The sequence below is a fragment of the Pseudomonas sp. A1230 genome (assembly GCF_044218825.1).
Taxonomy (GTDB): Bacteria; Pseudomonadota; Gammaproteobacteria; order Pseudomonadales; family Pseudomonadaceae; genus Aquipseudomonas; species Aquipseudomonas iridis.
In genome coordinates, this window is record NZ_CP162582.1 from 2,460,484 (window position 1) to 2,484,508 (window position 24,025).

The window sequence follows — 24,025 nt, forward strand, 5'->3', positions numbered from 1 at the left end:
TCATGTCTGATAAGAAACCCACCCTGCGCTCCGCCCAATGGTTTGGCACGGCCGACAAGAACGGCTTCATGTACCGCAGCTGGATGAAGAATCAGGGCATCGCCGACCACCAGTTTCATGGCAAGCCGATCATCGGCATCTGCAACACCTGGTCGGAACTGACCCCGTGCAACGCGCATTTCCGCCAGATCGCGGAGCACGTCAAACGCGGGGTGATCGAGGCCGGTGGCTTCCCGGTGGAATTCCCGGTGTTCTCCAACGGCGAATCCAACCTGCGCCCGACCGCCATGCTCACCCGCAACCTGGCGAGCATGGACGTTGAGGAAGCGATCCGCGGTAACCCGATTGACGGTGTGGTGCTGCTGACCGGTTGCGACAAAACCACTCCGGCGCTGCTCATGGGCGCAGCGAGTTGCGACGTGCCGGCCATCGTCGTCACTGGCGGGCCGATGCTCAACGGCAAGCACAAGGGCAAGGACATTGGCTCCGGCACTGTGGTCTGGCAGCTCAGCGAACAGGTCAAGGCCGGTACCATCACCATTGACGACTTCCTCGCGGCCGAGGGCGGAATGTCGCGCTCAGCGGGCACCTGCAACACCATGGGCACGGCGTCGACCATGGCGTGCATGGCCGAAGCACTGGGCACTTCGCTGCCGCACAACGCGGCAATTCCAGCGGTGGATGCGCGGCGTTATGTGCTGGCGCACATGTCCGGCATGCGGGTGGTGGAGATGGTTCGCGAGGATTTGAAACTGTCGAAGATCCTGACCAAGGAAGCCTTCGAAAACGCGATTCGCGTCAACGCTGCCATCGGTGGTTCGACCAACGCTGTGATTCACTTGAAAGCCATCGCCGGGCGCATTGGCGTCGAGCTGGATCTGGACGACTGGACGCGCATCGGCCGCGGCATGCCGACCATCGTCGATCTGCAACCGTCCGGGCGTTTCCTGATGGAAGAGTTTTACTACGCCGGTGGCTTGCCAGCCGTGCTGCGTCGCCTGGGTGAAGCCAACCTGATTCCGCATCCGAATGCCCTGACCGTCAACGGCAAGTCCATCGGCGAGAACACCAAGGACGCGCCGATCTATGGCGAAGACGAAGTGATCCGCACGCTCGACAACCCGATTCGTGCTGACGGCGGTATCTGCGTGCTGCGCGGTAATCTCGCGCCACTGGGCGCGGTGCTCAAGCCGTCCGCCGCCAGCGCCGAACTGATGCAGCATCGTGGACGTGCAGTGGTGTTCGAGAACTTCGACATGTACAAAGCACGAATCAATGATCCGCAACTGGATGTTGATGCCAACTCGATTCTGGTGATGAAGAACTGCGGGCCGAAGGGTTATCCGGGCATGGCCGAAGTCGGCAACATGGGCCTACCGGCCAAGCTGTTGGCACAAGGCGTGACCGACATGGTGCGTATTTCCGATGCGCGGATGAGCGGCACGGCGTACGGCACGGTTGTTTTGCACGTGGCGCCGGAAGCGGCAGCTGGTGGGCCGTTGGCCACGGTGAAGGAAGGCGACTGGATCGAGCTCGATTGCGCCACTGGCCGTTTGCACCTGGACATTCCGGATGCCGAACTGGCGGCGCGCATGGCCGATCTGCAACCACCGCAACAATTGTTGGTGGGCGGTTATCGTCAGCTGTACATCGACCATGTGTTGCAGGCGGATCAGGGCTGTGACTTTGACTTCCTGGTGGGCTGCCGTGGGGCGGAAGTACCCCGCCACTCTCACTAACACCGCAGTCCCTGTGGGAGCCAGCCTGCTCGCGAAGAGGGAGTGTCAGTCGACATCTATTTGACTGATATGCCGCCTTCGCGAGCAGGCTCGCTCCCACATTTGGTTTCTGTGTCTGCCTCAAGATTGTGCCGTGCCTGCTATGATGCGCGGCATCTCCATCGCTCAGGATCGCGCCGCCCCCCATGGATTACCGTAAACCTTCCGACCGCAAAAGCATGCACTCGCGCATTGTCCAGGAATTGGGCAAGCAGATCGTCTCCGGACGCTTTTTGCCCGATGACAAACTGCCCGCCGAAGCCTTGTTGTGCGAGGAGTACGCGGTCAGCCGGCCGGTGTTGCGCGAAGCCACGCGGGTGTTGGTGGCCAAGGGTCTGGTGTATTCGAAGCCGCGCGTCGGCACGGTGGTCAAGGCGCGCCGCGAATGGCACATGCTCGACCCGGACGTGCTGCACTGGCTGATGCAAAGCAGCCCGCAGAACGAGTTTTTCAACGTGCTGACCAGCGTGCGCAGCATCATCGAACCTGCCGCCGCCGCCCTCGCCGCCCAGCATGCGACCGATGCCGACATTGCCGCCATCGGCGAAGCCTACCAACGCATGGAAGCGGCGCCGACGCCGGAAGCACTGCTGCAACCGGACCTGGACTTTCACAGCCGGATTGCCGATGCGACGCACAATGATTTGTTGGCGAACCTGTGCAACATGTTGTCGGTGGCGATTGCCGAGGCGCTGAAGCATTCGAATCAGCGGCCGAACCTGCATGAATTCGCGTTGCCGCGGCACAAGGCGATTTTGACGGCCATTGAAAATCGCGATGCGCTGGGTGCTCGGCATGCAACGTTGGTGCAGCTGGATGATGCGCGCAGTGCGTTGAGTGTTGTGTTGGGGGCTGAGCTTTCTTAAGGCTTTAGATCGCTTGCCCTCACCCTAGCCCTCTCCCAGAGGTAGAGGGGACCGATTGGGGGGATATTTGAGATTTACGCCGACTTGAACGATTTGCTTTGAATCCATAATCGACTCGGTAACTCAGGTCGATGTATCAAGACGCACCCCTCGGTCAGTCCCCTCTCCCTCCGGGAGAGGGCTAGTGAGGGGCTCTTGATCCTGATCCACAAAAAAAGCCGCAACCCTAAGGTTGCGGCTTTTTCATTTCAGCCCTTCAGATCAATGCGCGAACAGCGAGTTGCCCTTCTGCCCTGCCAGTTTCTCTGGCTTGATCAGGAACTTCGCCAGTGCCGGCAGCAGCCACAGCGCACCGAACATGTTCCACAGCAGCATGAAGGTCAGCATCAGGCCCATGTCGGCCTGGAACTTGATCGCCGAGAAGATCCAGGTGCACACGCCAATGGCCAGACACAGACCGGTGAACAGCACCGCTTTACCGGTGGATTTCAGGGTCTGGTAATAGGCTTCCTGCAACGGCAGACCGGCACGCAGGAAACTTTCCAGACGGCTGTAGATGTAGATCCCGTAGTCGACGCCGATACCCACGCCCAGCGCCACCACCGGCAACGTCGCCACTTTCACACCGATGCCCATGAACGCCATCAGCGCGTTGCCGAGTACCGAAGTCAGCACCAGCGGCAGCACGATGCACAACGTTGCCGCCCATGAACGGAAGGTGATCATGCACATCACCGCCACACAGATGTACACCAGGATCAGGATGGTCAACTCGGCCTGTTTGATCACTTCGTTGGTGGCCGCTTCGATGCCGGCGTTACCCGCAGCAAGGATGAATTCCAGGCCGTCCTTGTTGTTGTCCTTGGCGAATTCCTGCACCGCATGTACCGCACGATCAAGGGTTTCCGCCTTGTGGTCGTTGAGGAACACCAGCACCGGCGCCAGCGAGCAACTGTTGTTGTACAAACCATCAGCACGGGCAATCGAGTTGTTCAGCACGTCCGGGTTGCGCGACAGGGTTTCCCATTTCAGGTTGCCCTCGTTCATGCCTTTGATCATCTGCTTGGACACAGTCACCAACGAGATCGCCGACTGCACGCCCTCGGTGTTCTGCATCTTCCACATCAGCTCATCGATCGGCGCCATGGCTTCAATGCGTGAGCAGCCTTCAGCCTTGGTCTTGACCATCACCACCAGCACGTCGGAACTGGTCGAATAGTTGCTGATGATGAAGTTGTTGTCCTTGTTGTAGCGCGAATCAGGACGCAACTCCGGCGCGCCTTGGTCGAGGTCGCCGATTTTCAGGTTCTGGCTGTACCAGAGGCCACCACCGAAGGCGACCAGCGCCAGGGCTACGGAGATCGGTGCAACTTTCGGGCTGGCAAAGTTCGACAGCAGGCGCCAGAACGGATGTTCGCGGTTCGCGTCCTTTTTGCTCTTGGCGATGGCACGTTTGCTGATGCCGACATAGGAGATGGCGACCGGCAACAGGATCAGGTTGGTAAACACGATCACCGCCACACCGATGGACGCACCGATGGCCAGTTCACGGATAACACCGATGTCGATGATCAGCAGCGTGATGAAGCCCACCGCATCCGCGAGAATCGCGATCATCCCCGGCAGGAACAGTTGCCGGAACGTGCGTCGTGCAGCCGTAAGTGCGTTGTCCGCCTCACTGGATTGCAGAGCGATACCGTTGATCTTCTGCACGCCATGAGAGATGCCGATGGCGAAAATCAGGAACGGCACCAGCATCGAATACGGATCGAGTCCGAAGCCGAAGAAGTGCATCAAGCCGAGTTGCCAGACCACCGCCACCAGCGTCGTGCTCAATACGGCGATGGTGCTGCGCACGCAGTTGGTGAACCACAGCAGCAGAATCAGGGTGATCACGAAGGCGATGCCGAAGAACAGCACCACCATGACCAGACCGTCAATCAGGTCGCCGACCTTCTTGGCGAAACCGACGATGTGGATTTTGATGTTCGGGTTCTGTGCTTCGAACTTGTTGCGGATCTTGTCTTCGAGCTCATGGGAGAACTTGCGGTAATCCAGCGCCAGCAACTTGCCCTGATCCTGCGGGTCCGGGTAGGACTCCAGCAGCGGGATGTCGACGATGCTCGACTTGAAGTCGTTGGCCACCAGACGGCCGACCTGACCGGACTTGAGCACGTTGTTGCGCAGCAGATCGAGGCTGTCCTGCGAGCCGTTGTAGCTCTGCGGAATCACCTCACCGCCGGCGAAACCCTCCTCGGTCACTTCGGTCCAGCGCACGCTCGGGCTCCACAGCGACTTCAGCCCGGAGCGGTCAACGCCCGAGATGTAGAACACCTCATCGTTGATCTGGCGCAGAGTCTCCATGTACTCCTTGGAGAAGATGTCGCCATCGGTGGCTTCCACCGAAATCCGCACGGTGTTGCCCAGGTTCGCCAGATCGTTGCGATGCTCCATCATCTTCTCGATGAACGGATGCTGCAGCGGGATCATTTTTTCGAAACTGGTGGACGGCCGGATCAACGTGGCCTGCCAGAACAGGAAAATGCTCACCACCAGGCAGATCAGGATCACAGCCGGGCGGTTGTTGAAAATCAGGCGTTCGAGGACCGTCGCCTTTTCCTGGTTTTGTGTGTTCAAGGAAGTCATAGCCCCGCCTTCTTATTATTGATCTCGGCGCCGTTCGGCAGCGTGGTGTGGACGCCACCCTGCCCGGTCAGAATCAGGTTGCCATTGCCGGCGGCGGTGACCGACGACAGGGATATGCGATCCGGGCGGTTGAACACGCTGAAGGTTTCGCCGTTGTCGCTGCTGCTGATCACCGAACCGCCGTTGCCGACGATGACGATGGAGCCGTCGTCGAGCAAGGCAGCGCCGGAAAGGCCGAATTCCAGTGTTCCGCGCGCGGCTTTGAGCTCGATCTGTTCCCAGTTGCTGCCGAAATCGCTCGAGCGGTAGAGGTTGCCGCGTAAGCCGTAAGCCAGCAGCGTCTGCGGTTGAGCAGTGCCGATCACGCCGAAGAGCGAGCCTTCGTATGGGCCTTCGAGTTTTTCCCAGGTCTGGCCCTCGTCGGCGGAGCGGAACATGCTGCCCGACTCGCCGACGATAAACAGCCCGGCGTCTTTCACTGCAGCGATGGCGTTGAGGTGGAACTGGTCTTCGTTGTCGAGGCGGTCACTGACGTCTTCCCAGTTTTTGCCGCCATCGGTGGTTTCCAGCAGCGCGCCGTAAGCGCCCACGGCAAAGCCGCTGTTGGCGTCCTTGAACCAGACGTCGAGCAGCGGCGATTCGCGTTTGAGGTCTTCGAATTGTTTGGTCCAGGTCAGGCCGCCGTCCTCGCTGGCGAGAATCTGCGCGTCATGGCCGACCGCCCAGCCGTGCTTGTCGTCGACAAAATACACGGCCGTCAGCAACTGCCGGCTCGGCACCTTGGCCTGCGTCCAGGTCTTGCCCTGGTCATCGGAATACAGAATGTGCCCGCGATCCCCGACGGCGACCAAACGGGCGCCAGCGTGAACGACGTCAAGAATGAGGCTTTTCGCGGCTTTGGCTGATTCGGTGGCATAAACCACATCGGCTGGAGCCTGGGCGGCAATCACAGGTGCCGACAATATGGCAAAGCCCAGCATCGAGAGTGCTGTGGCCAGCAACGCGGTGTTGCGTAACGCCGGCGGGCGGCAACGACTCATAGACCTTCCCCTATTTATTATTGTTAGGCCATTTGGCCTTAAAGGGCGCCGCAAGGGTGTTCGAGCGATCGCTGGTCAGAAGCATAGTCCTGAAACCCGCAATCCAGAGCCCCTTCGGAAGCTGGCTCATCCTATCGGGCTTTGGAAACGTCTGACAATCGGCGCCACGTTATCTTTTGTTAACCGCACACAGGCTTCTGCTGCCAGTGATTTCCATTGTGGGAGCGAGCCTGCTCGCGAATGCGGGGTGACAGGCACCCTCTTTATTGGCTGACCCACCGCTTTCGCGAGCAGGCTCGCCCCCACAGGGCCTGAGGCGAATTGGGGATGTGGGGTGGCGGCTGAATGCACCTCCATTCGCCGGATAGATGATTCAAAACTCGCAAGGAGGACTTGCACGACAGATATTATGGTATACCATCAGACGGGAAGACACTCTCAATCCCCCACCGGAGCAGCTCATGAGTTTCGAAATTCGCAAGATCGTCAGCTATGTCGAAGAAACCTTCATCGAAGGCGGCAAAGCCACCGACAAGCCAGTGACCATGGTTGGCCTCGCCGTGGTGATGAAAAACCCTTGGGTGGGCAACGGCTTTGTGGAAGACCTCAAGCCGCAGATACGCGCCAACTGCTCGGATCTCGGCGCTTTGATGGTCGAGCGTCTGGTCGGGATCATTGGCGGCGCAGAAAAAATCGAGGCCTACGGCAAAGCCGCTGTGGTCGGCGCTGATGGCGAGATCGAACACGCTTCCGCCGTGATCCACACCCTGCGCTTCGGCAACCACTACCGCGAGGCGGTCAAGGCCAAGAGCTATCTGAGCTTCACCAACAAGCGCGGCGGCCCGGGTACCTCGATTCAGATCCCGATGATGCACAAGGACGACGAAGGCCTGCGTTCGCACTACATCACCCTGGAAATGCAGATCGAAGACGCGCCGCGTGCCGATGAAATCGTCGTTGTGCTGGGTTGCGCCGACGGTGGTCGTCTGCACCCGCGCATCGGTAACCGTTACATCGATCTGGAAGAACTGGCCGCCGAAAAAGCCCAGTAATCACAATAAAAAAGGCAAGCAGGAGCGCTCCATGATTCGGCTCACAGCTGAACTCACCCCGGCTGGCACCAGTTACCTGGCGACCGGCCAAGGCCAGCCCGTGGTTTTGATCCACGGCGTGGGCCTGAACAAAGAAATGTGGGGCGGCCAGATTGTCGGCCTCGCCAGCCAATATCAGGTGATCGCCTACGACATGCTCGGCCATGGCGCGAGTCCGCGACCGGCCAGCGGCACCAACCTGCTCGGTTACGCCGACCAGTTGCTGGAGCTGCTCGATCACCTGAACTTGCCTGAGGCGGCGGTGATCGGTTTTTCCATGGGCGGACTGGTGGCGCGGGCATTTGCCCTGCATTACCCACAGCGCCTGCAAAGCCTGGTGGTGCTCAACAGCGTGTTCAACCGCAGCGAAGAGCAGCGCGCCGGCGTCATCGCCCGCACTGCGCAAGCCGCTGAACACGGGCCCGACGCGAATGCCGAAGCGGCGCTTTCACGTTGGTTCAGCCGTGAATATCAGGCAGCGAATCCGGCGCAGATCGCCGCGTTGCGGCAAACCCTGGCCAACAACGATCCGCAGGGTTACCTGACCACTTACGAGCTGTTCGCCACGCAAGACATGTATCGCGCCGACGACCTGGGCAGCATTCAGGCGCCGACGCTGATTGCCACCGGTGAGCTCGATCCGGGCTCGACCCCGGAGATGGCCGAACAACTGGCCCTGCGCATCCCCGGTGCCAAGGTTGCCGTGCTGCCCGAGCAACGGCATATGATGCCCGTAGAGTCGCCGCGTCTGGTCAACCAGACATTGCTGGAATTTCTCGAATTCGCGCACTCCCGACAAAATCAAATAAAGGGGATCGTTGCATGACGCTCGCACGCTTCCAGATGTGCATCGGCGGAGAATGGGTCGATGCCCTCTCCGGCAAGACTTTCGAAAGCCTCAACCCGGCCACGGCCCAAGCCTGGGCCGAGCTGCCCGACGCCGATGAAGCGGATGTCGAGCGCGCCGTGCAATCGGCGCAAACCGCTTTCGACAGCCCGGCATGGCGTGGCCTGACCGCCACGGCGCGCGGCAAATTGCTGCGTCGTCTCGGTGACTTGATCGCTGAGAACAAGGAGCACCTGGCGCAACTGGAAAGCCGCGACAACGGCAAACTGATCCGCGAAACCCGTGGTCAGGTCAGCTATCTGCCAGAATTTTTCCATTACACCGCAGGGCTTGCCGACAAGCTCGAAGGCGGCACCTTGCCGCTGGATAAGCCGGATCTGTTCGCCTACACGGTTCACGAAGCCATGGGTGTGGTCGCCGCGATCATTCCCTGGAACAGCCCGCTTTATCTGACTGCGATCAAACTCGCCCCGGCCCTCGCCGCCGGCAACACGATTGTGATCAAGCCGTCCGAACATGCTTCGGCGACCATCCTTGAGTTGGCGCGCCTGGCCCTCGAAGCCGGGATCCCGCCGGGCGTGGTCAACGTCGTCACCGGTTACGGCCCGAGCACCGGCGCCGCCCTCACCCGTCATCCGCTGATCCGCAAGATCGCCTTCACCGGCGGCGCGGCCACGGCACGACATGTGGTGCGCAGCAGTGCCGAGAACTTCGCCAAGCTGTCGCTGGAACTGGGCGGCAAATCGCCGAACATCATCTTCGCCGACGCCGACCTCGACAGCGCGATCAACGGGGCGATTGCCGGGATTTACGCGGCATCCGGTCAGAGTTGTGTGTCCGGCTCGCGACTGTTGGTGCAGGACGAAATCTACGACGAGTTCGTCAGTCGACTGGTGGAGCGCGCCCAGCGCATTCGCATTGGCAATCCGCAGGAAGACAGCAGTGAAATGGGCCCGATGGCCACCGCGCAGCAGCTCGCGGTGGTTGAAGGTCTGGTTGCCGATGCCATCGCCGAAGGTGCGATTTTGCGTACCGGTGGCAAGCGCCCGACGGGGCTCGGTGACGGCTGGTTCTATGAGCCGACACTGTTCGAGTGCGACAGCAATTCGATGAAGATCATGCAGGAAGAAGTCTTCGGCCCTGTCGCATCAGTTATTCGCTTTAAAGATGAAGCCCAAGCGCTGGCGATTGCCAACGACTCACAGTTCGGTCTCGCCGCCGGCATCTGGACCCGTGACCTGGGCCGTGCCCATCGTCTGGCCCGGGATGTGCGATCGGGGATCATCTGGGTCAACACCTACCGCGCGGTGTCGGCGATGGCACCGATCGGCGGCTTCAAGAACAGTGGCTATGGACGCGAAAGCGGCATCGATTCGGTGCTGGCCTACACCGAACTGAAAACGGTGTGGATCAACCTTTCTCAGGCGCCAATGCCTGATCCGTTTGTGATGCGCTAGGAGACCTGCGACATGATCGAACCCGGCATATATAAAGACGTGATGAGCTCGTTTCCGTCCGGCGTCACGGTGGTCACCGCCCTCGACCCGGATGGCGGCATCGTCGGCATCACCGCGAGCGCCTTCAGCGCCCTGTCGATTGATCCGGCATTGGTGCTGTTCTGCCCCAACTACGCCTCCGACACCTACCCGATCTTGCGCGACAGCAAGCGCTTCGCCATTCACTTGCTCTCAGCCGAGCAGACTGCCGAGGCCTACGCCTTTGCCGGTAAAGGCAAGGACAAGGCCAAAGACATCGAGTGGCATTTGAGCGAACTGGGCAACCCGATTCTGGCCAATGCTACGGCGATCATCGAGTGCGAGTTGTGGCGCGAATACGATGGTGGCGATCACGCGATCATCGTTGGCGCGGTGAAGAATCTGATTCTGCCGGCACAACCGGTGACGCCGATGATTTATCACAAGGGCAAGCTGGGCGCGTTGCCTGCCCTGACCTGACCGATTCACATAAACCCTGTGGGAGCTGGCTTGCCAGCGATGACGGCATCACATTCGATATCAATGTTGAGTGATCTACCGCTATCGCTGGCAAGCCAGCTCCCACAGGGATCGAGTTGAGGCGAACATCATGAACAATGAGAAATACGAAAAAGGCCTGAAGATCCGCACTCAGGTATTGGGCGAAGCCTATGTGCAACGCTCAATAGAGAACGCCGACGACTTCACCCGCCCGTTGCAGGAAATGGTCACCGAATACTGCTGGGGCCATGTCTGGGGTCGCGAGGGTTTGTCGCTCAAGGAACGCAGCATGATCAACCTGGCGATGATCTCGGCGCTCAACCGCCCGCACGAACTCAAGCTGCATGTGCGTGGCGCCTTGCGTAACGGCCTGAGTCGTGAGCAAATACGCGAAATTCTGCTTCAAGTCGGCATTTATTGCGGCGTCCCGGCGGCCGTGGACAGTTTCCGGCTGGCCCGCGAAGCCTTTGCCGACGCCGACGCCGAGGCCTCCAGTTAACCCCTCGGCTGTTTTGATGCCCGTCTGGCATGGACAGCCATAGTAAAGAGCGGACCCCATGAAACGCCTGCCACTCGACGACAGCTTCAAGGTCAATCGCAACCCCGTTACCCTGCGCGAAATCGTGCTGGATAAACTGCGAAGCGCCATCATGAACTTCCAGCTTCTGCCGGGCGACCGCCTGGTCGAACGCGATCTGTGCGATCGTCTGGGCGTGAGCCGCACGTCGGTACGCGAAGCCTTGCGTCACCTCGAATCCGAAGGCCTGGTGGAGTTCGCCGATGCCAAGGGCCCACGCGTCGCCATCATCACCCTCGCCGATGCCGTCGATATCTACGAACTGCGTTGCGTGCTGGAAGGCCTGATCGCGCAGCTGTTCACCCTGCGCGCCAAAGCCAAGGACATCAAAGCGCTGGAGAAAGCCCTCGATGAGAACCGCAAGGCGCTCAAGGACGGCGAATTGCAGCAAGTGATCGACTCGGTACAAGGTTTCTACGATGTGCTGCTGGAAGGTTCAGGCAACCACGTCGCGGCCACACAATTGCGTCAGTTGCAGGCACGCATCAGCTACCTGCGCGCGACCTCGGTGTCTCAGGAAAACCGTCGCGGCGCGAGTAACCAGGAAATGGAAAAAATGGTCGAGGCGATCAAGAGCGGCGATCCGCTGCTGGCGCATCAGGCTTGCGTGGACCACGTTCGCGCTGCCGCTGCCGTTGCGCTCGACTACCTCAAGCGCAAGCAGGAAGAAACCGGCATCGCTGTCAAAGGCACGCCACCGATCACCCTGCCCATCCCGCTCAAAGAACCCCGTATAGGTCACTGACATGTTCAGCCCGAGCTTTTGCCCAAAGTGCGGTGGACCTGATCTCGGTCAGCAGGTACCGCCGGGCGATACGCACGAGCGCCTGATGTGCCGCGGTTGCGGCTTCATCCACTACGTCAATCCGAAGATCATTGCCGGCTGCATCATTGAGCAGGACGGCAAGTACCTCTTGTGCCAACGCGCAATTCCCCCGCGCCCGGGCACCTGGACGCTGCCCGCAGGCTTCATGGAAAGCGGCGAAACCACCGAGCAGGCCGCGCTGCGTGAAGTCTGGGAAGAAAGCGGCGTGCGCGCGGAAATCCTCTCGCCCTACTCGATTTTCAGCGTGCCGAAGATCAGCGAGGTGTACATCATTTTCCGCGCCATCGCGCTGGAGATCACCGGCCAGTTCGGGCCGGAAACCCTCGAATGTAAATTCTTCGCCCCCGAGGACATCCCGTGGGAGCAGATCTATTACCCGGCGATCCGGCAGATCCTCGAACGCTATATCGAGGAACGCCAGGCCGGGGTTTACGGGATCTATGTGGGCAATGACGACAGCGGCAAGATCCATTTCATCCGCTAATCCCCAGACAACGTAGTCCCTGTAGGAGCTGCCGAAGGCTGCGATCTTTTGATCTTTTTTTGAAAAACAACATCAAAAGATCGCAGCCTTCGGCAGCTCCTACATAGTTGTGTGGTGTGATTTAGATTGGGCCAACGCCTTCGACAATGATGATTTCCGCCCTCGCCCATTCCTCGCGGTAACTTTTCGCCTCTTGGTACGCCGCCGAGTGGTAGCACGCCACAGCCTTCTCAAAGCTATCGAACTCGATCACCACGCTGCGCTGCGGTGCCTTGCGTCCTTCCATCGCCTCGCTGCGACCACCTCTGGCCAGAAACCGCCCGCCAAAATCGGCGAATGCCTTCGGCGCGCGCTGGGTGTATTGGCTGTAGTGGTCGGGATCGGCAATGTCTACGTGAGCAATCCAGTACGCCTTCATAGTGACCTCTGTTTCGATTATGTATTATGGTATACCAATAATATTTCCAACAAACACTGAGAGTCCAGCATGGCCTTCAACAGCATCGAAGAAATCATCGCAGATTATCGCCTCGGCAAAATGGTCTTGCTGGTCGATGACGAAGATCGGGAAAACGAAGGCGACCTGTTGCTGGCCGCCGACTGTTGCACGCCCGAGGCGATCAGCTTCATGGCCCGTGAAGCACGCGGTCTGATCTGCCTGACGTTGACCGACGAACATTGCCAGCGGCTAGGGCTTGAACAAATGGTGCCGAGCAATGGCAGCGTGTTCAGCACCGCGTTTACCGTGTCGATTGAAGCGGCGGTTGGCGTGACCACCGGTATTTCCGCCGCTGACCGCGCCTGCACGGTTGCCGCTGCCGTAGCCAAGGACGCCCGCGCCGAAGACCTGGTGCAGCCCGGCCACATCTTTCCACTGCGCGCCAAGGAAGGTGGCGTGCTGACCCGTGCAGGCCATACAGAGGCGGGGTGCGATCTGGCCAGACTGGCCGGTTTTACTCCGGCCTCGGTCATTGTCGAAGTGATGAACGACGACGGCACCATGGCACGTCGCCCGGATCTGGAAGTGTTTGCGCGCCAGCACGGGATCAAGATCGGCACCATTGCCGACCTGATCCACCATCGTTTGAGCACCGAGCACACCATCGAACGCATTGGTGAACGCGATTTGCCGACAGTGCATGGCACGTTCCGCCTGATCACGTTTGAGGACCGCATCGAGGGCGGCGTGCACATGGCGATGGTCATGGGGGATTTGCGCCGGGAAGAACCGACGCTGGTGCGCGTGCATGTGATCGATCCGCTTCGCGATCTGGTCGGCGCCGACTACAGCGGGCCAAGCAACTGGACGCTGTGGACGGCGCTGCAACGGGTCGCGGCAGAAGGGCATGGTGTTGTGGTGGTGCTGGCCAATCATGAGTCTTCGCAGGCGTTGCTGGAGCGGGTTCCACAACTCACTCAACCGCCACGACAGTTCAGCCGCTCGCAATCGCGGATCTATTCTGAAGTGGGAACCGGAGCGCAGATTTTGCAGAACCTTGGGGTTGGCAAACTGCGGCATCTCGGCCCGCCACTGAAATACGCCGGCCTGACCGGCTATGACCTCGAAGTGGTAGAGAGCATCCCCTTCACCGAATAACCTGAAACCACTACAAACCCAATGTGGGAGCGAGCCTGCTCGCGAAAGCAGGGGTTCAGTCGCTGGAGATGTTGGCTGATCCACCGCTTTCGCGAGCAGGCTCGCTCCCACAGTGTTTCGCATTTCAAGCCACAAAAAGCAGGTTCGCCAGATAACCGGTCAGGCAAAGTGCTTGCACAAAACTTGGAATACCATAATATGATATTCCATAGACCGGACACTTCCACGGACGTCCATCTACTGCTCCCGACAGGCGGGCAACAACGCAAGCCCGCTCAAAAACACAACAATGAGGGCGTGAAAATGGTGTTGAACAAAGCTGCAACCGCGATCTTTTTTGCGGGACTGCTCAGCGTTACCGGCCAGGCCGCGATGGCCGCCGAGAGCGTGAATTTTGTCAGTTGGGGCGGAAGCACCCAGGATGCGCAAAAACAGGCCTGGGCTGATCCGTTCAGCAAAGCCAGCGGCATCACCGTCGTACAGGATGGCCCGACCGACTACGGCAAACTCAAAGCCATGGTTGAAAGCGGCAACGTGCAATGGGACGTGGTCGATGTTGAAGCCGATTTCGCCCTGCGCGCCGCAGCTGAAGGCCTGCTCGAACCCCTCGATTTCAACGTTATCCAGCGCGACAAAATCGACCCGCGTTTCGTCAGCGATCACGGCGTGGGCTCGTTCTTCTTCTCCTTCGTTCTCGGCTACAACGAGAGCAAACTCGGCGCCAACAAGCCGCAGGACTGGAGCGCCCTGTTCGACACCAAGACCTACCCCGGCAAACGCGCCCTGTACAAATGGCCAAGCCCCGGCGTACTCGAACTGGCGCTGCTGGCCGATGGCGTAGCTGCCGACAAGCTCTATCCGCTGGATCTGGATCGCGCCTTCAAAAAACTCGACACCATCAAGAAAAACATCGTCTGGTGGGGCGGCGGCGCGCAGTCGCAGCAACTGCTGGCGTCCGGTGAAGCGAGCATGGGCCAGTTCTGGAACGGCCGCGTTCATGCTCTACAAGAGGACGGCGCCCCGGTTGGCGTGAGCTGGAAACAAAACCTGGTCATGGCCGACATTCTGGTCATTCCCAAAGGCTCGAAAAACAAGGACGCGGCGATGAAGTTTCTGGCCAACGCCAGCAGCGCCAAGGGCCAGGCCGACTTCTCCAACCTGACTGCCTACGCCCCGGTCAACCTCGACAGTGTGGAGCGTCTGGATTCGACGCTGGCCCCCAACCTGCCGACTGCCTACGCTAAGGATCAGATCACTCTTGATTTCGCGTACTGGGCCAAGAACGGTCCGGCCATCGCGACACGGTGGAACGAATGGCTGGTCAAATGAAAATGGCGGCCACTGCGTCCCGTCCCTCCACTGCCACCGGGAGCGCCGCCCGCGCTGCCGGCTCGGCCGAAGGCAAAAAGGCGATTGCGATGCCGCAAGCCGAGTCCCTCAAACAACGCTGGCGCGGTGCCGGCAACCTCCTCCCGGCGCTGCTGTTCCTCGGCCTGTTCTTTCTTGCGCCGCTGATTGGCCTGCTGTTGCGCGGCGTTCTGGAACCTGTGCCTGGCCTGGGCAACTATGAACAACTGTTCGCCAACTCGGCGTACGCCCGCGTGCTGCTCAACACCTTTTCGGTGGCCGGGCTGGTAACGGTGTTCAGTCTGCTGCTGGGCTTCCCTCTGGCCTGGGCGATCACGTTGGTGCCGCGCGGCTGGGGGCGCTGGATTCTCAACATCGTGCTGCTCTCGATGTGGACCAGCCTCCTCGCTCGCACCTACTCATGGCTGGTGCTGCTGCAAGCTTCGGGGGTAATCAACAAAGCCTTGATGGCGATGGGCATCATCGATCAGCCGCTGGAAATGGTGCATAACCTCACCGGCGTAGTGATCGGCATGAGCTACATCATGATCCCGTTCATCGTGCTGCCGTTGCAGGCGACCATGCAGGCCATTGATCCGATGATCCTGCAGGCCGGCTCGATCTGCGGCGCCAGTCCCTGGACCAACTTCTTCCGGGTATTCCTGCCCCTGTGCCGGCCAGGTCTGGCGTCCGGCGGCTTGATGGTGTTTGTGATGTCGCTCGGTTACTACGTCACCCCGGCGCTGCTCGGCGGGGCGCAAAACATGATGCTGCCGGAGTTCATCATTCAGCAGGTGCAATCGTTCCTCAATTGGGGCCTGGCCAGTGCCGGCGCCGCGTTGCTGATCGCGATCACGCTGGTGCTGTTCTACTTCTACCTGAAGCTTCAGCCGGAATCCCCGGTTGGCGCCAGTAACGCGAGGTAAGCCGACATGCTCCTGACTCCCAACGCAATGAGCCGGCGCATGCGTTTCGGCCTCTACGCCACCACCGGGCTGATCGGATTGTTTCTGCTGTTGCCGATCGTCTTTATCGTGCTGCTGTCGTTCGGTTCATCGCAGTGGCTGGTGTTCCCGCCACCGGGCTGGACGCTGAAATGGTACGACCAGTTCTTTTCCAACCCCGACTGGATGAACGCCGCAGCGGCCAGCCTCAAGGTCGCGGTACTGACGACGATCTGCGCCGTGGCCCTAGGTTTGCCAACGGCGTTTGCCTTGGTGCGCGGGCGCTTCCCCGGCCGCGAGATGCTCTATGGCCTGTTCACCCTGCCGATGATCGTACCGTTGGTGATTATCGCGGTGGCGGTGTACGCGCTGTTTCTCAAGCTCGGTTACACCGGGACGATGTTCGCCTTCGTCGTCAGCCATGTGATCGTCGCGCTGCCGTTCACCATCATCTCGATCATCAACTCGTTGAAGCTGTTCGATCAGTCGATTGAAGAAGCAGCGGTGATCTGCGGGGCCTCGCGCCTGCAAGCGGTGTTCAAGGTGACGTTCCCGGCGATTCGTCCGGGCATGGTCGCCGGCGCCCTCTTCGCCTTCCTGGTTTCGTGGGACGAAGTGGTGCTCAGCGTGATGATGGCCAGCCCGACGCTGCAAACCCTTCCCGTAAAAATGTGGACCACCCTGCGTCAAGACCTGACACCGGTGATCGCCGTCGCTTCGACGCTGCTGATCGGCCTGTCGGTATTGGTCATGGTGATCGCCGCCGCCCTGCGCCGGCGCAATCAAATCAGCGCCTGAGCGCCCAGGAGTACGACATGAGTGCCGTGATCAAAGACGCATCCCAGCAGAACGACAAACCCCTGGTCAGCCTGCGCAACCTGAACAAGCACTACGGCGACTTTGCTGCCGTGGACAACATCTCGCTGGACATCAAGGACGGTGAATTCCTCACCTTCCTCGGCTCCAGCGGCTCTGGCAAAAGCACCACGCTGTCGATGCTCGCGGGCTTCGAAACGCCGAGCAGCGGCGAGATCCTCGTCAACGGTCAGTCGCTGGTCAACGTGCCGCCGCACAAGCGCGACATCGGCATGGTGTTCCAGCGTTATTCGCTGTTCCCGCATCTGTCGGTGCGCGACAACATTGCGTTCCCGTTGGCGATTCGCAAACTCGCGACTGCCGAACGCGAACGGCGTGTCGATGCGATGTTGAAACTGGTGCAACTCGAACAGTTCGCCCATCGCCGCCCTTCGCAACTGTCCGGTGGCCAGCAGCAAAGGGTCGCGATTGCTCGTGCACTGGTTTACGAGCCGCGCATTCTGCTGATGGACGAACCGCTGGGTGCGCTGGACAAAAAACTGCGTGAAGACTTGCAGGATGAACTGCGCCAGTTGCATCGGCGTCTGGGCATCACCATCGTCTACGTGACCCACGATCAGGAAGAGGCGATGCGTTTGTCGCAGCGCATCGCGATTTTCAGTCACGGCAAGATTGTCGGTTTGGGCAGCGGGTATGACCTCTACCAGAATCCGCCGAATGCGTTTGTCGCGTCGTTTCTTGGCAACTCCAACTTCCTCAAGCTCAAGGCGCAGGGCAATGCGGCGGCTAGTTTTGAGGGGCAATCGTTGTCGATTCGGCTGACGGCCGGTTTGCACACCGATCAGGATGTGTTGCTGATGGTGCGCCCGGAAAAGGCGCTGGCGCTGAGCGTGCAGCAGGCGAGCGATGAACCGTTGGCGGCGGGATGGAATGAAGTTTCAGCGAAGGTGGTGGAAGTGCTGTTCCTGGGCGAGAGCCAGACTTGCAGCGTGGTCACTTCGGGTGGCACATCGATGACGGTGAAGGCGTTGTCGGCGGCGGGTATGCCGCTCAAGGCCGGCGATGCGGTGCGGGTGCGTTGGGCCACCGCCGACGCCTGCGTCTACACCGAGTGGACCGAAGGCGACCTCAACAAAGCCGCCGGGGCCCACTGAGCCCCCCCTGTAGGAGCTGCCGCAGGCTGCGATCTTTTGATCTTGCTGTGAAAAAACAAGATCAAAAGATCGCAGCCTCGTTTCACTCGACAGCTCCTACGAGAATGTATTGCGAATGTGGGAGCGAGCCTGCTCGCGAATGCGGTGTGTCATTCAATGTTGATGTTGACTGATACGGCCTCTTCGCGAGCAGGCTCGCTCCCACAGTGATTTTGCGGTGCTCAGATGATCGGGGTAAAACCTTCAATCTGATCCGGCCACGCCGTCAGCACTTCAAACCCAGTCTCCGTCACCGCCACCATATGCTCCCACTGCGCCGACAACGAGCCATCCTTGGTCAGCACGGTCCAGCCATCGGGCATGTTCTTCACATGTCGTTTACCGGCATTGAGCATCGGCTCAACCGTAAAAATCATCCCGGCCTTGAGCTTCATGCCCTGATTCGGGAAGCCGTAATGCAGGATCTGCGGCTCATCGTGATAAACCTTGCCAATGCCGTGGCCGCAATACTCACGCACCACACTGAAGCCTTCTTTCTCCGCCAGGCTCTGGATCGCATGGCCGATATCGCCCAAAGTCGCGCCCGGTTTTACAACGCGAATGCCTGCGCACATGGCGTCGTACGTCGTTTTGATCAGGTGCTGCGCCTCAGGCGTCGCCTCCCCGACCACATACATGCGGCTGGTATCGCCAAACCAGCCATCCTTGATCACGGCGATGTCGAGGTTGACGATGTCGCCATCCTTGAGCGGCGTGCCCGACGGGATCCCGTGGCACACCACATCGTTGACCGAGGCGCACACGGTTTTCGGGAAACCGTGATAGCCGACATTGGCGGGAATGGCTTTTTGCACATTGACGATGTAGTCGTTGCACAACCGGTCCAGTTCATCGGTGGTGACGCCTGCCTTGACGTGCGGCACCAGCATCGCCAGCACTTGCGCGGCGAGTTTGCCGGCGGCGCGCGATTGAGCGATGTCGGTCGGGGTGTTGATCTTGATCTGGTTTCTCATGCCGTGACGTCTTCCTGAGTCAGTTGTTGCAGGTCCAGCCCGCCGTTTTGTTCAGCACGAATCAGCAAACGGCAGATCGCGCTGTGATCGAGGTTGGGATGCAGTTCGGCGAGCATGCCGATGCGCATCCAGTGCTCGGCTTGCGCGTTGATCGAGCGGCTGAGTGCGTTGCTGGAAATGCGCAGGTTCTCGTGCATGTCCTCTGAAATCTTTACGATGCCCATAGCGAAATCCGATACGAAGTGTATATGGTTCGTATATTAGCTAAGCATCAGCAAGAATTGCAAATCAAGCCAGCGCCGCGTCGAAAAACGAAGAGATCAGCCGACTCGAACGCCGCTCGGCCAGGCAATACAGATAGGTCTCGGTGTAGAGCGTCGCGCCTTCGATGCGAATCACACGGATGTTCGGGTCGGCAATGAACTCCGCCTCCGACACCACCCCCAGGCCCAGCCCGCGTACCACCGCTTCACGCAGTGCTTCACGGCTGCCGATTTCCATGGCGATACGCGGTTTGACCTGCGCCGCGTGCAATGCCTGCTCCAGCACCAAACGGGTGGTCGAGCCCGGTTCGCGTTGCAGCAAGCGCTGACCTTCGAGCTCCTCCAGGCGCACGCTGCCACGGTTGGCCAACGGATGTTCGTGGTGCGCGAACAGAATGATCGCGTGCCGCGCGTAGTGCACCGCACACAACCCCGGGTCATCCTGACGCCCGGCCAACACCGCGATGTCGGTCACGTAGTTTTCCAGATCGGATAACACCTGCGCCGAGTTGCCCACGCGGATCGACACGTCGATGTTCGGGTGCTGTTGCAGGTAGGTGTCGACCATCTCGATCACATGAAACGGCCCTACTGCCCCCAGCTTGAGCTGGCCGCTGTCGAGCCGCCCCGAGTCGCGCATCAGGTTGTGCGCCTCCAGTTCCAGCAAGGCGATGCGTTGGGTAATCGGCAGCAATTGCCGGCCGACATCCGACAGCTCGATCCGCCGTCCGCGTCGATGAAAAAGCTCGACATTGTGCTGACGCTCCAGGCTTTGCACCTGAGTGGTCAAGGTCGGCTGAGTCAGCCCGCAAGCCCGCGCCCCGGCACTAAAACTGCCGTGACGGGCGACGGCCAGAAAAGCCCGCAGTTTGGCGCTCGACATCCATAGACTCCATCAATAGTTAGCTGCTGTTTCCCATATTGAATTGATTGAATGACTGTCACGTGACAGACCTAGCCTGTGGCAACTCCCAACCACACCGTGGAATGCCATGAAAACAATTAACCAGTTTCTGCGTGTCGTCAGCCTTACCGTACTCGCCCTGAGCGCCAGCCAGGTCTGGGCCAAGGACAAACTGACCATTGGCCTGATCCCGTCTGAAGATTCCCAGGCGATGATCGAGGCGAGCAAACAAGTGCTCGACGATCTGCAAAGCAAAATCGGCATGCCGGTGGTGCCGTTCGTAGCCACCGACTACAACGGCATCATCGAAGCGCTGCGCTCGGGCAAACTCGACGTTGCCTATCTCGGCCCGTTCTCGTATGTGCTGGCGACCTCGGTGGCGGATGTCGAAGCGTTCTCCGTGGCGGTCACCAAGAAGACCGGTCAGAGCGCTTACAAAAGCGTGATTCTGGCGCGCAAGGACAGCGGCATTCACTCGCTGGCTGATCTGCAAGGCCATACCTTCGCTTTCGTAGATCCAAGCTCCGCCTCTGGGCATCTGTTCCCCAAGGCCGGACTTGAGCAAGCCGGTTTTGTCCCGGACACCTTGTTCAAGCGGGTAATTTTCTCCGGCTCCCACGATGCCAGCATCCTCGCCGTCGAGAACAAAAAGGTGGATGCCGCCGCCGTCGCCGACCGCATCTTTGCCAGCGCTGTGGCCAAGGGTGTGGTGAAGCAGGATGACTTCGAAGTGGTCTGGAGTTCCAAGCCGATCCCGGAATCGCCGATGGTCTGGCGTAAGGCGCTCGATCCGCAATTGAAGAAGAAAATCGCCGACGCATTGGCATCGATCAAAGACGTACCGTGGGGTGATCAGGGCGTACTTAATGGCTTTCAGCCCACCACTGACGCGGCTTACGACGTGGTGCGCGACACCGCCAAGGTGCTCGATCTCGATTTGCGGAGCATGAAATGATCAGCATCCGCCAACTGACCAAACACTACGGCAGCAACCCGGTTTTGCGCGGAATTGATCTTGAGGTCGCTGCTGGTGAATTCGTCGTGGTACTCGGCCAGTCCGGTGCTGGGAAATCGACCTTGCTGCGATGCATCAACCGCTTGGCGCAGGCCGATAGCGGGACGCTGAGCGTGGCCGGTATCGACGCCCTCGGCTGCCCCGACACCAGCGTTTTGCGCCGAGAAGTGGCAATGATTTTCCAGCACCACAATGTCGTGCCGCGCCTGAGTGTCTTGAAGAACGTGCTGACCGGTCGCCTCGGATCGGTCGGTACCCTCGCCTCGATTTTTCAGCTGTTTCGGCGTGACGACGTGGCGTTGGCCATGCAATGCCTGGAGCGCGTCGAACTGGCGCACAAGGCTGGCGAGCGCACCGATTCGCTGTCCGGCGGGCAGAAGCAACGAGTGGGGATTGCTCGTGCCCTGGCGCAACGACCGCAAGTGATCCTGGCCGATGAACCGATTGCCAGCCTCGACCCGAAAACTGCGCGACTGGTGCTGCAGTACCTGCGCGATGCCACTCGCGAGCTGGGCATCACCGTGCTGTGCAATCTGCATCAGATCGAATATGCCCGCGAATTCGGCGACCGCGTGGTCGGCCTCGCTCACGGCAATCTGGTGTTCGATGGCAAGGCTTCGAGCATGACCGATGCCGATCTGGCGCGGATCTATCCGCAGCCATCCACGCAATTGTCCGCAGACACTGCGACCCCGAACCTGACCTACTGCGCCGCATCGAGGGCCTGAACATGCAATCGAACAACTATCAGTGGGTGGGCGACCGGCCCCGCAGTACACGCAGTTGGCTGACCGTCGGCGCCGTCGTCCTGATCGTGCTGTGGACGCTGAACTGGAGCGCCCAAGGCGCCCAACTCAGCCTGGGCGAACTGGCTGCGGGACTGCCGCAGATAGGCGACTTCCTCTCGCGAACCTTCCCGCCAGACCTGAGTATCCTGCCGCGCTTGTTGGCACCCGCTGTGGAAACCCTGCAGATCGCCATCTGGGGCACGTTGCTCGGTGTGCTGCTGGCGATTCCGCTGTCGTTTCTCGCAGCGCGCAACCTGAGCCGTAATCGGCTGGTGTTTCACGCCACCCGCCAGGCACTCAATTTTACCCGCAGCATCAACGAGTTGATCCTCGCCCTGATCTTCGTCTCGGCAGTTGGCCTTGGCCCGTTCCCGGGTGTGCTGGCGCTGGCGTTGCACGGTGTGGGCATGCTCGGCAAGTTCTTTGCCGAGAGCATCGAAGAGATCGATCAAGGCCCGATTGAAGCGTTGCAGGCAACCGGCGCCCGACCCTTGCAAGTGATCGTGTTTGGCGTCTTGCCGCAAGTCATTACCGCATGGATCGCGGTGATTCTCTACCGTTTCGAAGTCAACCTGCGCTCGGCCACGGTGCTCGGCATGGTCGGCGCCGGCGGCCTCGGATTCGAACTGGTGAGCAGCCTCAAGCTGTTCAAATATCAGGAAACCGCCACCTGCATCATCGTCATCACCTTCATGGTGATCGTCGCCGATGCGGTATCCAGTCGGCTGCGCGCCGCAATCCAGGGCGGTTCTAATCACTAGAGCCTGGCAACCATGAACGGTTGCGGACGCTGTTATCGCCTCAGCCGATTCAAACCTGCGAATTATCGATTTGAGCCGTTGCCGACGGGCGCTGAGTATGGCGCCACTACCGACAACAACAAGAAGGATTCACCATGACTGCCCGCTTCCAGAACCCAGTTGATACCCGTTTCGGCTGGGGCAGCCTGCAAGAACTTGACGCCCTCACCGAACAACAGACCGTCGCCCTCGTCACCTTCCCCGAAGCGCGTGGACTGGGACTGGTCGATCGTCTGCAAGAGTTGCTCGGTGATCGTCTGGTCTATGTCTTTGAAGACGTGCAGCCCAACCCGGATGTCGCGCACCTGCGCAGCACTTACGAAGATTTTTGGCAGCGTGCAGACACGTGCGACGTAGTGCTGGCGGTTGGCGGCGGCAGTGCGATCGACACGGCCAAGGCGTTGATTGTCGGTACCGCCTCGGGACGTTTTGATGAATTACTGGCGCTGCTGGCGACCGGCAAACCATTCACCCCGCCACGCTGCAAACAGTTGATCGCCGCACCAACCACAGCCGGTACCGGCAGTGAAGTCACGCCATGGGCGACGATTTGGGACAGCGCCAGCCAGAAAAAATATTCGTTGCACCTGGAATGCACCTGGCCGCGCGTGGCAATCATCGACCCGCAACTGATGCTCACCGTGCCGGCCGGCGTCACCGTTTCCACCGGGCTCGACGCACTGTCGCATGCGCTGGAATCAATCTGGAATGTCAACGCCAACCCGGTGTCCGACACCTTCGCAATCTCGGCCATTGAAGACATTCTCGAATGCCTGCCGCGCCTGCATAAGGACTTGTCCAGCCAGGAGCTGCGCACGCGCATGGCGCTGGCGGCACTCAAGGCTGGCCTGGCATTTTCCAACACCAAAACCGCGCTGGCGCATTCGATCTCCTACGAAATGACCCTGCGCCACGGCCTGCCCCACGGCATCGCCTGCTCCTTCACTCTGCCGCTGGTGCTGGGTTTGGCCTGGGGCCATGACGCTACCCGCGACCGCACCTTGCAACGCATCTTCGGCGAAGACCTGGCCAAAGCCCAACAGCAGTTGCGCGAGTTCCTGCACAGCCTCGGCGTGAAGACCGAGTTCGCCGATTATGGCGTCTCGGCCAAGGACGCCGAAGACATCATCCATCTCGCGATGCAGGGCGCGCGCGGCAAGAACTTCATCGGTTCACAGGCCGCCTGACGCGTCGCGCCCCCTAAATAACCCAAGCACAGCCAGCAGCCAAAAGCTGCGGTGATTTCCTGTCGC

Annotated in this window: 24 protein-coding genes; 18 read left to right on the forward strand and 6 right to left on the reverse strand. The window is 60.0% G+C overall.

From position 1 onward, the window contains the following. Positions 1-2: 2 nt before the first annotated feature. Positions 3-1,739, forward strand: coding sequence for an IlvD/Edd family dehydratase (locus AB4P97_RS11540; RefSeq protein WP_395602683.1), 1,737 nt, complete (start codon positions 3-5; stop codon positions 1,737-1,739). A gap of 185 nt (positions 1,740-1,924) precedes the next feature. After that, positions 1,925-2,644 (forward strand): FadR/GntR family transcriptional regulator, encoded by a 720-nt coding sequence (locus AB4P97_RS11545; protein ID WP_042559505.1) that lies wholly within the window; start codon positions 1,925-1,927, stop codon positions 2,642-2,644. A 261-nt stretch (positions 2,645-2,905) separates the two neighbouring features. Here the strand turns inward: AB4P97_RS11545 and AB4P97_RS11550 are convergent, their stop codons facing one another. Together AB4P97_RS11550 and AB4P97_RS11555 are read right to left on the reverse strand one after the other, a co-directional pair. Continuing rightward, entirely contained in the window at positions 2,906-5,290 is a 2,385-nt protein-coding gene (locus AB4P97_RS11550) for an RND family transporter (protein WP_042559506.1), read from the reverse strand. After that, positions 5,287-6,330 carry a YCF48-related protein gene (locus tag AB4P97_RS11555; protein ID WP_042559507.1) on the reverse strand — a complete coding sequence of 348 codons (1,044 nt, stop codon included), beginning with the start codon at positions 6,328-6,330 and terminating at the stop codon, positions 5,287-5,289. Before AB4P97_RS11555 ends, AB4P97_RS11550 begins: the two co-directional genes overlap by 4 nt. A 461-nt stretch (positions 6,331-6,791) precedes the next feature. Between AB4P97_RS11555 and AB4P97_RS11560 the strand changes: the two genes are divergently transcribed. The 7 genes from AB4P97_RS11560 to AB4P97_RS11590 all read left to right on the forward strand — a co-directional run bounded on the left by AB4P97_RS11560 (position 6,792) and on the right by AB4P97_RS11590 (position 12,131). After that, complete coding sequence (locus AB4P97_RS11560) at positions 6,792-7,382, forward strand: amino acid synthesis family protein (RefSeq protein ID WP_003225712.1); 591 nt, start codon at positions 6,792-6,794, stop codon at positions 7,380-7,382. 31 nt (positions 7,383-7,413) lie between these two features. Continuing rightward, the gene (locus AB4P97_RS11565) at positions 7,414-8,247 is read left to right on the forward strand and encodes an alpha/beta fold hydrolase (RefSeq protein WP_042559508.1); all 834 of its coding nucleotides are present in this window, start codon (positions 7,414-7,416) and stop codon (positions 8,245-8,247) included. Continuing rightward, positions 8,244-9,725: an aldehyde dehydrogenase gene (locus AB4P97_RS11570; RefSeq protein ID WP_395602684.1), complete on the forward strand. Its 1,482-nt coding sequence runs from the start codon at positions 8,244-8,246 to the stop codon at positions 9,723-9,725. The genes AB4P97_RS11565 and AB4P97_RS11570 overlap by 4 nt, the downstream gene beginning before the upstream one ends. A gap of 12 nt (positions 9,726-9,737) precedes the next feature. Beyond that, positions 9,738-10,223 (forward strand): flavin reductase family protein, encoded by a 486-nt coding sequence (locus AB4P97_RS11575; RefSeq protein ID WP_395602685.1) that lies wholly within the window; start codon positions 9,738-9,740, stop codon positions 10,221-10,223. Positions 10,224-10,353: 130 nt separating this feature from the next. Next, the gene (locus AB4P97_RS11580; RefSeq protein WP_042559511.1) at positions 10,354-10,743 is read left to right on the forward strand and encodes a carboxymuconolactone decarboxylase family protein; all 390 of its coding nucleotides are present in this window, start codon (positions 10,354-10,356) and stop codon (positions 10,741-10,743) included. Positions 10,744-10,801: 58 nt separating this feature from the next. Next, positions 10,802-11,566: a GntR family transcriptional regulator gene (locus tag AB4P97_RS11585; protein ID WP_395602686.1), complete on the forward strand. Its 765-nt coding sequence runs from the start codon at positions 10,802-10,804 to the stop codon at positions 11,564-11,566. A gap of 1 nt (position 11,567) precedes the next feature. Then, the gene (locus tag AB4P97_RS11590) at positions 11,568-12,131 is read left to right on the forward strand and encodes an NUDIX hydrolase (RefSeq protein WP_047301674.1); all 564 of its coding nucleotides are present in this window, start codon (positions 11,568-11,570) and stop codon (positions 12,129-12,131) included. A gap of 121 nt (positions 12,132-12,252) precedes the next feature. On the opposite strand, the gene AB4P97_RS11595 is transcribed toward AB4P97_RS11590, so the two are convergent. Continuing rightward, a complete protein-coding gene (locus AB4P97_RS11595) occupies positions 12,253-12,549 on the reverse strand; it encodes a DUF1330 domain-containing protein (RefSeq protein WP_042559514.1) in 297 nt (98 codons plus the stop codon). Positions 12,550-12,618: 69 nt separating this feature from the next. Between AB4P97_RS11595 and ribBA the strand changes: the two genes are divergently transcribed. From ribBA to AB4P97_RS11620, 5 genes are all read left to right on the forward strand, one after another. Further along, on the forward strand, positions 12,619-13,728 hold the full coding sequence (ribBA, locus tag AB4P97_RS11600; RefSeq protein ID WP_395602687.1) for a bifunctional 3,4-dihydroxy-2-butanone-4-phosphate synthase/GTP cyclohydrolase II: 1,110 nt from the start codon (positions 12,619-12,621) through the stop codon (positions 13,726-13,728). 303 nt (positions 13,729-14,031) lie between these two features. Next, positions 14,032-15,057 (forward strand): ABC transporter substrate-binding protein, encoded by a 1,026-nt coding sequence (locus AB4P97_RS11605; protein WP_042559516.1) that lies wholly within the window; start codon positions 14,032-14,034, stop codon positions 15,055-15,057. Further along, the gene (locus AB4P97_RS11610; RefSeq protein ID WP_042559517.1) at positions 15,054-16,001 is read left to right on the forward strand and encodes an ABC transporter permease; all 948 of its coding nucleotides are present in this window, start codon (positions 15,054-15,056) and stop codon (positions 15,999-16,001) included. Before AB4P97_RS11605 ends, AB4P97_RS11610 begins: the two co-directional genes overlap by 4 nt. A 6-nt stretch (positions 16,002-16,007) precedes the next feature. After that, positions 16,008-16,817 carry an ABC transporter permease gene (locus AB4P97_RS11615; RefSeq protein ID WP_395602688.1) on the forward strand — a complete coding sequence of 270 codons (810 nt, stop codon included), beginning with the start codon at positions 16,008-16,010 and terminating at the stop codon, positions 16,815-16,817. A 17-nt stretch (positions 16,818-16,834) separates the two neighbouring features. Next, the gene (locus AB4P97_RS11620; protein WP_042559519.1) at positions 16,835-17,989 is read left to right on the forward strand and encodes an ABC transporter ATP-binding protein; all 1,155 of its coding nucleotides are present in this window, start codon (positions 16,835-16,837) and stop codon (positions 17,987-17,989) included. Positions 17,990-18,210: 221 nt separating this feature from the next. Here the strand turns inward: AB4P97_RS11620 and map are convergent, their stop codons facing one another. The 3 genes from map to AB4P97_RS11635 form a co-directional block, all read right to left on the reverse strand. Beyond that, on the reverse strand, positions 18,211-19,002 hold the full coding sequence (gene map, locus AB4P97_RS11625) for a type I methionyl aminopeptidase (protein ID WP_042559520.1): 792 nt from the start codon (positions 19,000-19,002) through the stop codon (positions 18,211-18,213). Beyond that, positions 18,999-19,226 (reverse strand): ParD-like family protein, encoded by a 228-nt coding sequence (locus tag AB4P97_RS11630; protein ID WP_042559521.1) that lies wholly within the window; start codon positions 19,224-19,226, stop codon positions 18,999-19,001. The genes map and AB4P97_RS11630 overlap by 4 nt, the downstream gene beginning before the upstream one ends. A gap of 64 nt (positions 19,227-19,290) precedes the next feature. After that, the gene (locus AB4P97_RS11635) at positions 19,291-20,148 is read right to left on the reverse strand and encodes a LysR substrate-binding domain-containing protein (protein WP_395602689.1); all 858 of its coding nucleotides are present in this window, start codon (positions 20,146-20,148) and stop codon (positions 19,291-19,293) included. A 109-nt stretch (positions 20,149-20,257) separates the two neighbouring features. On the opposite strand from AB4P97_RS11635, the gene phnD reads away from it, so the two are divergent. From phnD to psrA, 4 genes are all read left to right on the forward strand, one after another. Then, positions 20,258-21,124, forward strand: coding sequence for a phosphonate ABC transporter substrate-binding protein (gene phnD / locus AB4P97_RS11640; protein WP_080963929.1), 867 nt, complete (start codon positions 20,258-20,260; stop codon positions 21,122-21,124). Further along, positions 21,121-21,912: a phosphonate ABC transporter ATP-binding protein gene (gene phnC, locus AB4P97_RS11645; protein WP_042559523.1), complete on the forward strand. Its 792-nt coding sequence runs from the start codon at positions 21,121-21,123 to the stop codon at positions 21,910-21,912. Before phnD ends, phnC begins: the two co-directional genes overlap by 4 nt. 2 nt (positions 21,913-21,914) lie before the next feature. Further along, the gene (gene phnE, locus AB4P97_RS11650) at positions 21,915-22,733 is read left to right on the forward strand and encodes a phosphonate ABC transporter, permease protein PhnE (RefSeq protein WP_042559524.1); all 819 of its coding nucleotides are present in this window, start codon (positions 21,915-21,917) and stop codon (positions 22,731-22,733) included. A gap of 134 nt (positions 22,734-22,867) precedes the next feature. Then, positions 22,868-23,959, forward strand: a complete 1,092-nt coding sequence (psrA, locus tag AB4P97_RS11655) for an iron-containing alcohol dehydrogenase PsrA (RefSeq protein ID WP_042559525.1) — start codon at positions 22,868-22,870, stop codon at positions 23,957-23,959. Positions 23,960-24,025: the final 66 nt, after the last annotated feature.

Bases quoted from the DNA above. Each gene is read 5' to 3' on its own strand.
- AB4P97_RS11540 (WP_395602683.1), top strand. From the start codon at position 3: ATGTCTGATAAGAAACCCACCCTGCGCTCCGCCCAATGGTTTGGCACG.
- AB4P97_RS11545 (WP_042559505.1), top strand. From the start codon at position 1,925: ATGGATTACCGTAAACCTTCCGACCGCAAAAGCATGCACTCGCGCATT.
- AB4P97_RS11550 (WP_042559506.1), bottom strand. From the start codon at position 5,290: ATGACTTCCTTGAACACACAAAACCAGGAAAAGGCGACGGTCCTCGAA.
- AB4P97_RS11555 (WP_042559507.1), bottom strand. From the start codon at position 6,330: ATGAGTCGTTGCCGCCCGCCGGCGTTACGCAACACCGCGTTGCTGGCC.
- AB4P97_RS11560 (WP_003225712.1), top strand. From the start codon at position 6,792: ATGAGTTTCGAAATTCGCAAGATCGTCAGCTATGTCGAAGAAACCTTC.
- AB4P97_RS11565 (WP_042559508.1), top strand. From the start codon at position 7,414: ATGATTCGGCTCACAGCTGAACTCACCCCGGCTGGCACCAGTTACCTG.
- AB4P97_RS11570 (WP_395602684.1), top strand. From the start codon at position 8,244: ATGACGCTCGCACGCTTCCAGATGTGCATCGGCGGAGAATGGGTCGAT.
- AB4P97_RS11575 (WP_395602685.1), top strand. From the start codon at position 9,738: ATGATCGAACCCGGCATATATAAAGACGTGATGAGCTCGTTTCCGTCC.
- AB4P97_RS11580 (WP_042559511.1), top strand. From the start codon at position 10,354: ATGAACAATGAGAAATACGAAAAAGGCCTGAAGATCCGCACTCAGGTA.
- AB4P97_RS11585 (WP_395602686.1), top strand. From the start codon at position 10,802: ATGAAACGCCTGCCACTCGACGACAGCTTCAAGGTCAATCGCAACCCC.
- AB4P97_RS11590 (WP_047301674.1), top strand. From the start codon at position 11,568: ATGTTCAGCCCGAGCTTTTGCCCAAAGTGCGGTGGACCTGATCTCGGT.
- AB4P97_RS11595 (WP_042559514.1), bottom strand. From the start codon at position 12,549: ATGAAGGCGTACTGGATTGCTCACGTAGACATTGCCGATCCCGACCAC.
- ribBA (WP_395602687.1), top strand. From the start codon at position 12,619: ATGGCCTTCAACAGCATCGAAGAAATCATCGCAGATTATCGCCTCGGC.
- AB4P97_RS11605 (WP_042559516.1), top strand. From the start codon at position 14,032: ATGGTGTTGAACAAAGCTGCAACCGCGATCTTTTTTGCGGGACTGCTC.
- AB4P97_RS11610 (WP_042559517.1), top strand. From the start codon at position 15,054: ATGAAAATGGCGGCCACTGCGTCCCGTCCCTCCACTGCCACCGGGAGC.
- AB4P97_RS11615 (WP_395602688.1), top strand. From the start codon at position 16,008: ATGCTCCTGACTCCCAACGCAATGAGCCGGCGCATGCGTTTCGGCCTC.
- AB4P97_RS11620 (WP_042559519.1), top strand. From the start codon at position 16,835: ATGAGTGCCGTGATCAAAGACGCATCCCAGCAGAACGACAAACCCCTG.
- map (WP_042559520.1), bottom strand. From the start codon at position 19,002: ATGAGAAACCAGATCAAGATCAACACCCCGACCGACATCGCTCAATCG.
- AB4P97_RS11630 (WP_042559521.1), bottom strand. From the start codon at position 19,226: ATGGGCATCGTAAAGATTTCAGAGGACATGCACGAGAACCTGCGCATT.
- AB4P97_RS11635 (WP_395602689.1), bottom strand. From the start codon at position 20,148: ATGTCGAGCGCCAAACTGCGGGCTTTTCTGGCCGTCGCCCGTCACGGC.
- phnD (WP_080963929.1), top strand. From the start codon at position 20,258: ATGAAAACAATTAACCAGTTTCTGCGTGTCGTCAGCCTTACCGTACTC.
- phnC (WP_042559523.1), top strand. From the start codon at position 21,121: ATGATCAGCATCCGCCAACTGACCAAACACTACGGCAGCAACCCGGTT.
- phnE (WP_042559524.1), top strand. From the start codon at position 21,915: ATGCAATCGAACAACTATCAGTGGGTGGGCGACCGGCCCCGCAGTACA.
- psrA (WP_042559525.1), top strand. From the start codon at position 22,868: ATGACTGCCCGCTTCCAGAACCCAGTTGATACCCGTTTCGGCTGGGGC.